Annotated in this window: 9 protein-coding genes and 1 pseudogene; 7 read left to right on the forward strand and 3 right to left on the reverse strand. The window is 73.8% G+C overall.

Features of this window, described 5'->3' with window-relative positions; genetic code table 11:
• Positions 1-21: 21 nt before the first annotated feature.
• From J2X26_RS06090 to J2X26_RS06115, 7 genes and pseudogenes are all read left to right on the forward strand, one after another.
• Positions 22-726, forward strand: coding sequence for a YcnI family copper-binding membrane protein (locus J2X26_RS06090; RefSeq protein WP_307490655.1), 705 nt, complete (start codon positions 22-24; stop codon positions 724-726).
• Entirely contained in the window at positions 723-1,364 is a 642-nt protein-coding gene (locus J2X26_RS06095; protein WP_307490657.1) for a copper resistance CopC family protein, read from the forward strand. The genes J2X26_RS06090 and J2X26_RS06095 overlap by 4 nt, the downstream gene beginning before the upstream one ends.
• Positions 1,365-1,551: 187 nt before the next feature.
• Complete coding sequence (locus tag J2X26_RS06100) at positions 1,552-3,642, forward strand: cytochrome c oxidase assembly protein (protein WP_307490658.1); 2,091 nt, start codon at positions 1,552-1,554, stop codon at positions 3,640-3,642.
• Between the two features lie 151 nt (positions 3,643-3,793).
• Positions 3,794-3,943, forward strand: a pseudogene (locus tag J2X26_RS21680) (hypothetical protein); the annotation flags it as partial.
• A gap of 234 nt (positions 3,944-4,177) precedes the next feature.
• On the forward strand, positions 4,178-4,747 hold the full coding sequence (locus J2X26_RS06105; RefSeq protein WP_307490659.1) for a hypothetical protein: 570 nt from the start codon (positions 4,178-4,180) through the stop codon (positions 4,745-4,747).
• Positions 4,748-4,912: 165 nt separating this feature from the next.
• Positions 4,913-6,973 (forward strand): S9 family peptidase, encoded by a 2,061-nt coding sequence (locus J2X26_RS06110; RefSeq protein ID WP_307490660.1) that lies wholly within the window; start codon positions 4,913-4,915, stop codon positions 6,971-6,973.
• Positions 6,974-7,066: 93 nt separating this feature from the next.
• The gene (locus J2X26_RS06115; protein ID WP_307490661.1) at positions 7,067-7,381 is read left to right on the forward strand and encodes a DUF6458 family protein; all 315 of its coding nucleotides are present in this window, start codon (positions 7,067-7,069) and stop codon (positions 7,379-7,381) included.
• A gap of 63 nt (positions 7,382-7,444) precedes the next feature.
• Here J2X26_RS06115 and J2X26_RS06120 read toward each other — a convergent pair whose 3' ends face one another.
• From J2X26_RS06120 to J2X26_RS06130, 3 genes are read right to left on the reverse strand one after another with little or no spacing between them, the layout of a single operon-like run.
• Positions 7,445-8,200, reverse strand: a complete 756-nt coding sequence (locus J2X26_RS06120) for an anti-sigma factor (RefSeq protein ID WP_307490663.1) — start codon at positions 8,198-8,200, stop codon at positions 7,445-7,447.
• Positions 8,201-8,207: 7 nt separating this feature from the next.
• Complete coding sequence (locus tag J2X26_RS06125; RefSeq protein WP_307490664.1) at positions 8,208-8,816, reverse strand: RNA polymerase sigma factor; 609 nt, start codon at positions 8,814-8,816, stop codon at positions 8,208-8,210.
• Positions 8,817-8,875: 59 nt separating this feature from the next.
• Positions 8,876-9,364: a class F sortase gene (locus J2X26_RS06130; RefSeq protein ID WP_307490665.1), complete on the reverse strand. Its 489-nt coding sequence runs from the start codon at positions 9,362-9,364 to the stop codon at positions 8,876-8,878.
• Positions 9,365-9,672: the final 308 nt, after the last annotated feature.

The following is a 9,672-nucleotide window of genomic DNA, read 5'->3' on the forward strand; positions in this document are numbered from 1 at the left end:
TCACCCCCAAGGGGACCTGCCATGCGTCCGATCAGCCGTCTCGGCGCGACCACCCTCGTCGCGCTCGCCCTCGCCGTCATCCCTGTCACCGCCGCGTCCGCGCACGTCCGGGTGGTCCCCGAGCAGACCACCGCAGGAGGATGGACCGTGCTCACGTTCCGCGTCCCCAACGAGTCGGAGACGGCCGCGACCTCGCAGGTCACCGTCGACCTCCCGACCGACACCCCCCTCCTGTCGGTGTCCACCAAGCCGCTGCCCGGCTGGACGGCCACCGTCGAGACCGCCCCCCTGCCCGAGCCCGTCGACTTCTACGGGACCGAGCTGACCGAGGCGCCCTCGCGAGTCGTGTGGACCGCTGCTCCCGGCGCCGAGATCGTCGACGGCCAGTTCCAGGAGTTCGAGGTGTCCGCCGGCCCGCTCCCCGATGCCGGCACGCGCCTCGTCCTGCCCGCCCACCAGACGTACACCGACGGCACGGTCGTGGACTGGGTCGACGTCGCCGAGGAGGGGGGCGAGGAGGCCGCGCACCCGGCACCGGAGCTGACGACGACCGACGCGGAGTCCGACGACGCGGTGGTCGAGCAGGCCGCGGCGGTCACCGCGTCCACCCCGACGACGTCGGAGCCCGACACCCTCGCCCGGGTCCTCGGCGGGGTCGGTCTCGCCCTCGGCGCGACGGCCCTCGTGGTCGTGCTGCTCGGTCGCCGCCGTCGCGGTGACGCATGACCCGGCTCCTCGGCGGGCTCGTCACGCTCACGCTCGCGCTGGCGGCCGTCGTCCTGGGCGCGCCGGCGGCGCAGGCGCACAACGTGCTGCAGAGCACCGACCCGGCGGACGGCTCGACCGTCCAGGTGATCCCGGAGATGGTCACGCTCACCTTCAACGAGCCCGTGCTGATGGTCGGCACCGAGATCATGGTGCACACGGCCGACGAGACGATGGTCAACATCGGCCCGCCGATCCTCGTCGACAACACCGCCGGCATCGCGGTCACCGGCGAGCTCCCTGCCGGCGAGTACACGGTGATCTACCGCGTCACCTCCGCGGACGGGCACCCGATCGAGGGGCAGTTCCGGTTCACCGCGGCGGAGGCGACCTCGTACGGGGTCGCGACGGACGCGCCGACGATGACACCCTCGCCGACCACCTCCGCCGAGGTCCGGGCGAGCGAGTCCGCCGCGCCGAGCCCGTCGCCGACGCCCACCGAGGCACCCGTCGCGGAGGGCCGGGTCTCCGGTGCCGCCCTCGTCGCGATCGTCGCCGTGCTCGTCGTGGTCGGCGCCGTGGTCGCGTGGCTGCTGCTGCGACGCCGCCCGACGGGGTCGTCGACGGACCCGCCGGCGGGAGGCGTTCCGGGGTCGTGAGGGACGTGCTCCCCGGGGTCTGTGTCAGCGGGCTCGTCGTCGGGTCCGACGGCGGTGTCGTCGCGGCACCGGCCGTCGGCCCCGTCGCCGGACCTCACCGGCCCGACCTCGCGCCGGCCGCGGGCGCCGCGCCGGACGTGACCGACGGCATGTCGGGGCGGCCGCTGAGTCGACCTACGCTGGTCAGATGACTGCGCCGGTGACGAGCGCCGGCCGCGCGGGTGCCGGTGGGCCGGGGGTCGACGCGCGTCGGCCCCCGAGCCGCTGGCGCGTGCTCGCGCTGGTGGTCGCCGCCGTCGCCGCCGCGCTGCTCGGCGTCGCGTTCTCGGGCGCCGCGCTCCCGGCGCTGCTCCGCGACCCCGGCGCGGCCGTGCGCTGGGGGCTGCCCGCGACGGAGGCGCTCACCGAGCTCGCGGGGGCGGTGACGCTCGGAGCCCTCGTCCTCGCCGTGTGCGTGCTGCCGCGTCGCGCCGCCGTCGCGTCGACCCGGACCGCCCGCACCGGCATCGGCACCGCCGACGGTCGGGCGTACCCGCGCAGCACGGTCGTGGCCGGGTTCGCCGCGGGCACCTGGACGCTCCTGTCGATCGTGCACCTGGTGCTCACGTACGCGAACGTCGCCGGCCGGCCGCTGGACTCGGAGTCGTTCGGCGCGGAGCTCGGGGTCTTCGTCACGCAGATCGACCTCGGCCGCACGCTGCTGCTCATCACGACCGTCGCGGCCGTCGTCACCGCGCTCGCGCTCGTCGTCACCACGCCCACCGGCGCGGCCTGGACCGCCGCGATCGTGCTCGTCGCGCTCTGGCAGCAGGCGCAGCTCGGGCACGCCGCAGGTGCCTCCGGGCACGACATCGCGACGTCGTCGATGGTGGTCCACCTGGTCGGCGCCGCGATCTGGATCGGCGCCCTCACGGCGCTGGCGCTGCTGGTCCGGCGGGTGGGCACCGACCTGTCCGCGTCGGTCGCGCGGTACTCGGTCATCGCCGGCTGGTGCTTCGTCGCCGTCGCCGTGTCGGGGCTGGTCAACGGCCTGCTGCGGACCACCGGCTGGAGCGACCTGACCACCACCTACGGTCTGCTGCTCCTGGCCAAGGTCGCCCTCTTCGGCGTGCTCGGGCTGCTCGGCCTCGCGCACCGGCGGACCGTCCTGCCGCAGCTGGCGACGCGCACCACCGACTGGCTGTTCTGGCGCCTGGTCCTCGTCGAGCTGACCGTCATGGGGGCCGTCTCCGGGGTGGCCGTCGCGCTCGGCGAGACCGCGCCGCCCGTGCCGGAGGAGCCGCCGGCGGACCCGTCACCCGCGTACCAGCTCACCGGGCACCCGCTGCCGCCCGAGCCCAGCGGGCTGCTCTGGGTCACCGAGTGGCGCTGGGACCTGGTGCTCGCGTCCGCGGCCGTCGCCGGGCTCGTCGTGTACTGGCGGTGGGTGCTGCGGCTGCGTCGCCGCGGCGACTCGTGGTCGATGGCGCGCGCCGCGTCCTGGACCGTCGGCATGGTCCTGTTCTTCTGGGCCACCAACGGTGGACCTGCCCTCTACGGGCACGTCCTGTTCAGCGCGCACATGGTCCAGCACATGGTGCTCGCGATGGTCGTGCCCCTGTTCCTCGCGCTCTCGGCGCCCGTCACCCTCGCGCTGCGCGCCCTGCCGGTCCGCTCGACGCAGCTGCGCGACGACGACTCCCGCGGCCCGCGCGAGTGGATCCTCACCATCGTCGACAGCCACGTCGGCCACTTCCTCGCGCACCCCGTCGTCGCCGCCGTGAACTTCATCGGGTCGATGCTGCTCTTCTACTACTCGGGCCTGTTCGAGTGGTCGCTGCGCAGCCCCGTCGGGCACCTCGCGATGGTCGTGCACTTCACCGCCGCCGGGTACCTGTTCGTGAACGCGCTCGTCGGCATCGACCCCGGCCCCAAGCGGCTCCCGTACCCGCAGCGGCTCCTCCTGCTGTTCGCGACGATGGTGTTCCACGCGTTCTTCGGCGTGACCCTCGTGTCCGGCGACGTGCTGCTGGTCGCCGACTGGTTCGGGCTCATGGGCCGCCCCTGGGGCCCGTCCGCGATCGCCGACCAGCAGCTCGGCGGTGCGATCACCTGGGGCATCGGCGAGATCCCGACCCTGGCCCTCGCGATCGGCGTGGCGCTCGCCTGGTCCCGTGACGACGACCGCACCGCCCGCCGCCGCGACCGCCAGGTCGACCGCGACGGCGACGTCGAGCTGGACGAGTACAACGCGATGCTGGCCAACCTGGCCGAACGCGACACCCACCCACCGGCCTGACCTGACCCTGGTCCGTGGCCACGGCTGCGGCCGAACCCGCACCGATACCGGTTCGACGGCGGGCCGCCCACAGCCCTGACTTGCCGACGATGCGCGCACCGTCGGGGTCCTGCGGTCCCGGGCGACGGTGCTGTCTGCTGTGGTGGCGGTCGTGCGCACCCCTCGGCCTGCCCCGACGTCGCTGCTCTCGCTCGCACTCCGCCAAGAGGACCTGCTCTCGACTGCGCAGTGCGCTGCAGCCGGTGTCGACGGAGACCGCCGTGCCCGACTCGTCCGGTCGGGTGCCTGGCGGCGCGTGACCCATGGTGTCTACGACGTGGCACCCGGACGCGACCGCCGACGGGATGCCGATCATCGTCGTCGACGGGCCGCGTGGATCGGGTTGCTCGCGTACGGACCCCACTCGGTCGCCGTGGGTGCTTGCGCGCTCGCGCTGCTCGGGGTCTCCGGCCTGACGACTGACGTCGCACCCGAGGTAGCACTCGCGGGCGGACGGTTCCGACGTGGACGTGACGGCATCCGGGTCAGGCAGTTCATGGACCCCGTCAGCGGCACCTACGGCGGCCACGGGATCGTCTCGCTCACGTCTGCCCTGGTGCAGGCGCTGCCGGAGCTGCCGGTCGCGAACGCGGTCGCGGTTCTCGACGACTGTCTCCATCGGGGGCTGCAGTCACCGTCCGGCCTCGAGGAGATCCGGCGCCGACTCAGGTCGCGTCGGGGAAGCGCGGGGATGGAGGAACGTGTTCTGAGCCGGGTCGACCCGCGCGCAGAGTCCCCGCTGGAGACGTTCGCCCGTCTGCAGTGCGCCGACGCGGGGATCCCCCCGGATGACCTGCAGGTCGAGATCCGCGCAGTGAACGGCGCGTTCCTCGGGCGTGGCGACTTGGGCTGGAGGCGAGACGGCGGCGGATGGCTGATCGCGGAGATCGACGGACGCGAGTTCCACGACCGTCCCGACGCCCTGCACCGTGACCGGCAGCGGCAGAACGCCATGGTGACGTGGGGCGCCGCGCAGATGCTCCGGTTCACCTCGGCCGACATCGCCGCAGGAACGATCCCCGCAGCGGTTCGCTCGACCCTCACCGCGCGGTCGACAACACCATGAGTCGCGCTCTGAAGCCCGCAGACGCGCCTCAAGATGTTCTCGCCACCAGCCCGGAGCGTTGAGGACACCGTGGGTCGCGGAATCGGCGGCGGAACGCGACTCGACGTGCTCTCGGCCACGGACCTTGGCGGACATCGCCCAGGAACGGGTGATAGGACGGGGCGCATGACTTCTACGCCCTTTCATGAGCTGGATCAGTACGTCGCCATCCCTCGGGTCAGTGGGTTGGTGCTGTCGCCGGACGGGTCGCGGTTGGTGACCAGCGTGGCGACGCTCGATGCCAAGTCGACCAAGTTCGTGACCGCCCTGTGGGAGGTGGACCCGACCGGGGAGAAGCCCGCACGGCGACTGACCCGGAGCGCCAAGGGGGAGGCCAGCGCCGCGTTCACGCAGGACGGGGACCTGCTGTTCACCAGCGCGCGGCCCGACCCGGACGGCAAGGCGGACGACGACGAGCCCGTCCCGGCGCTGTGGCTGATGCCTCGCGACGGTGCGGAGGCGCGCGTGGTCGCGGACCGGGCGGCGGGGCTGGGCGGGGTGCAGGTGGCGCGGGACGCCGACGTCGTGCTGGTCGGCTCGGACGTCCTGCCGAGCGCGACCGACGCGGAGACCGACGAGAAGCTGCGCAAGGCGCGCAAGGAGAAGAAGGTCGCGGCGATCCTGCACGACGGCTACCCGGTCCGGTTCTGGGACCACGACCTGGGGCCGGAGTCGCCGCACTGGTTCGTCGCGGACATCGGTACCGACGTCGTCGCGCCCCTGGCCGGCGCCAAGGACCCGCGGCTCACGCTCACGGACGTGACGCCGGGTGCGCGGTCGGCGCTGGTCGAGCAGGCGGCCGCGATCAGCCCGGACGGGCGCACGGTGGTGACCGGATGGAACCAGCCGCTCGCGCGCGGGACGCTGCGGGGGCGGCTCGTCGCGGTCGACGTGGCGTCGGGGGAGCACCGGGTGCTCGTCGACGATCCCGCCGCGGACCTGTGGTCGCCGGCGATCTCGCCGGACGGGCGCTGGGTCGCCTTCGTCCGCGAGACCGTGTCGACGCCGCACGACGCCCCGCGCGTCACGCTGCAGCTCGTCGCGCTGGCTGGTGGTGAGCCGCGGACGCTCGTCGAGAGCTGGGACCGCTGGCCGCAGCACCCGGTGTGGCTGCCCGACAGCACCGGCCTGCTCGTGTCGGCCGACGACGACGGTCGCGCACCGGTGTTCCGGGTCGATCTCGACTCGGACGAGGTCACGCGGCTGACCAGCGACGACGCCACCTTCACGGACGTGTCGGTCAGTCCCGACGGGTCGGTGGCGTTCGCGTTGCGGACGTCGTACGAGGCGCCGTCGCACCCGGTGCGGATCGACCTGGAGACGGGTGCGACGACGGCTCTGCGCAGCCCGGCCGCGACGCCCGAGCTGCCCGGCACGCTCACGGAGGTCGAGACGACGGCGGCGGACGGCCGACGCGTCCGGGCGTGGCTGGCGCTGCCGACCACGACCGAGAAGGCGCCGCTCCTCCTGTGGATCCACGGCGGTCCGCTCGGGTCGTGGAACGCGTGGTCGTGGCGGTGGAACCCGTGGATCCTCGTCGCGCGCGGCTACGCGGTCCTGCTGCCCGACCCGGCGCTGTCCACGGGCTACGGCCAGGACTTCGTGCAGGCCGGCTGGGGCGCGTGGGGCGCAGCGCCGTACACGGACCTGCTGGCCATCACCGACGTGGTGGAGGCGCGCGACGACATCGACGAGACGCGGACGGCCGCGATGGGTGGCTCGTTCGGCGGCTACATGGCGAACTGGGTGGCGGGGCACACCGACCGGTTCAAGGCGATCGTCACGCATGCGAGCCTGTGGGCGCTGGACCAGTTCGGCCCGACGACGGACGCGGCCTACTACTGGGAGCGCGAGATGACGCCGGAGATGGCGCTGGAGAACTCGCCGCACCGGTTCGTCGAGAAGATCGTCACACCGATGCTCGTGGTGCACGGCGACAAGGACTACCGGGTGCCCATCGGAGAGGGTCTGCGCCTCTGGTACGAGCTGCTGTCCCGGAGCGGCCTGCCCGCCGACGACGAGGGGAGGACCCCGCACCGGTTCCTCTACTTCCCCGACGAGAACCACTGGGTGCTCAGCCCGCAGCACGCCATCGTCTGGTACCAGGTGGTCGAGGCGTTCCTGGCGGAGCACGTGCTCGGCCAGACGGGTGAGAATGCCCCGATCTACCCGGAGATCTTGGGGTAGGGGCGCTCTCGACGTGCGGGGTCGCCCGGTCGGTACCAGACTCGCGGGTCGAGGCCGGGCGACCCGCGCACGGCTCGACGGAAGGACCCGACCATGGGTATCGGAGGCGGAATCGCCCTCATCGTCATCGGCGCGATCCTCTCGTTCGGCGTCAGTGACGCCATCGACGGGGTCAACCTCACGGTGATCGGCTACATCTGCATGGGCGCCGGTGTCATTGCACTGATCCTGGCGATCGTGCTCAACGCGCAGCGCAGCAACACCTCCCACACGGCGGTCGTCGAGCAGCGCACCACGCCGAACGCGCCGCCGGCGCAGGCCGCCCCGGTGGCACAGCCCGTGCAGGCGGTCCAGCCGGTGCAGCCCGTCCAGCAGCAGCAGCCGCCGGCGGCCCCCCCGGCTGTCTGACCGAGCAGGCATGAGAAACGCCCCCTCCGGACGGAGGGGGCGTTTCTCATGCCACCAGCGTTCTCACGCCTCCAGCGGGCCGCGCACGATCGAGTCGCCGGAGTGCGCGGGGTCACCGTCGAACAGCTCCTCGGACACGTCGACGACGGAGAACTGGTCGAGATCCAGGCCGGCCGGCAGGTCGAACCGGCCAGAGCTCCCCGCGAGGGTGCCCAGGCTGACGAGACCGCTGACGTCCGGCTTGAGCAACCAGACCTCGCGGAACCCGTCCTCGGACGACTCGCTCTGCTCCAGGTCGACCACGAGCACTCGCGAGCCGTCGGACAGGGTCTCGACGGCCGCGGACCCGGACGCGTCCCAGCCGGGCAGCGGCTCCAGGACCGCGGTGGCGATCACCGTGACGGCGTCGGGCCGGTTGGCGATCCACCAGGTCGCGCCCCCGCCGACCACGAGGCCGACCGCGGCGGCCGCGGCGATCCAGCGCCCGGCACGCGGTCGACGCGAGTCGAGCGGGACGACCGGAGCGATGACGTCAGCGGGCGCCGAGGCTGAGGGGGCGGGTGCGGGCAGGGGTGTCGACGTCGTCGACGATCCCGCAGCACCTGCAGCCAGCCCCAGCTCCGCGGCGACGCGGTCCCAGACCTGCGGCGCGGGCGCGACGAGCGCGGCGTCGGCGCCCCCGGAGCGGGCGAGGCCGACGATGTCGGTCAGGGACGCCAGCTCGTCGGTGCAGCGCTCGCACTCCTCGATGTGCGCGAGGTCGGAGGTCGTGCCGGCGGTCTCGCCGAGGGCGAGGAGCGCGAGCAGGTCGTCGTCCACGTGGGACTCATCGAACGGCACCGTCCACCTCCCATCGGGTCCGCAGCCGGGCGAGGCTGCGCCGGACGTGGCTCTTGACCGTGCCCAGCGGCAGGTCCAGCCGGTGCGCGATCTGGTCGTGCGTGAGGTCGTCGAAGAACGCGAGCCGCAGGATGGTGCGCTGCGGGTCCCCGAGCCGGTCCAGCTCGTCGGCGACGACGACGCGGTCGACCACGCGGTTGTCGACGGACGGCACGGGCAGCTCCGCCGCGCCGGCCACGGACTTGTCCCGCAGCCGCCGGTCGCGGGCCCGCTTCTCGTGGGTGTCCGCCACGACGTGCCGCGTGATGCCCAGGATCCAGGCGGGGAGCCGGGCCTTGTCCGGGTCGAACCGTTCCCGGCTGCGCCACGCCTCGACGAACACCTGCTGCGTCACGTCCTCCGCATCGGTGACGCTGCCGAGCGAGCGGAGCGCGACGGTGTGCACGAGCGTGGACCAGCGACGGTACGCCTCGGCGATCGCCGCTTCGTCGCCCCGCACGAAGGCCGCGCCGAGCTCCTCGACTCCCTCGCCGTCCGGGTCGAGCCGGTGCGCCGGGCGCGACGAGTCAGCAGACCCGGGCGCGGGTGCGCTCACGGACGGCTCCTCCCTCGTCGGCTCCCGGACGACAGGAGCGCTCAGCAGCGTAGTCACGGCTACCCACTGATCGGCTCGGCCGTGACGACGACGTTGTCCGTATAGTGCCCGATGTCGCGGCGGAACGTGCCACCGCAGGTCACGAGCACGAGCCGTGGCGCACCGGCACGGTCGAACCACTGGTCGACCGGCGCTCCGTCCTTCGGCAGCTTCTCGACCGTCACGACACGGTACTCGTGGACCCCGCCGTCGGCGGACGTCACCGTCACGACGGCCCCGACCCCGACGTCACGGAGCTTCGCGAACTGCCCGATGCCCGTCTGGACGCTGTCGACGTGCGCCGCGACGACGGTTGCTCCGGCGGGGTCGGCCGGGGCCGGACCGAACTGGTACCAGCCGGCGCGGTCGGCGTCCTCGGGGATCTCCATCTCGCCGTCGTCGCGGACCCCGACGGGGTCGACGGCCATGTCGATGCCCACGTCCGGCACGGCGAGCCGCACAGGCGGTGGGGTGGCGGCGACCGGTGGGCCGAGGGTCGCCTCGACCACGGGGACGGTCGGCCCTGTCGGGCCTGGGGGAGGGGTCGGCCGCGGGGGGGGCGGGGGGGGGGGGCCCCCCCCCCCCCCCCCGGCCCCGGGGGGGGGGGGGCCGGGGGCCCCGGGGCCGCCCCAACGCGCCCCGCCCCCGGCGGGCGCCCGGGCGCGCCCCCCCGTCCGGGGGCCTGGTTACCACCACTTTGTCCTGGAGGCCGCCGTGGCCCCCCCCCCCCCCCCCGGGCCGGGGGGGGGGGGGGGGGCCAGGTCGCGCACGATCACGTCGACCTGCTCGTCGGTCAGCGGCGAGAGGACGCCGTCTC

The organism is Cellulomonas humilata, from assembly GCF_030814415.1.
In the GTDB taxonomy this organism is placed as follows: Bacteria; Actinomycetota; Actinomycetes; order Actinomycetales; family Cellulomonadaceae; genus Cellulomonas; species Cellulomonas humilata_A.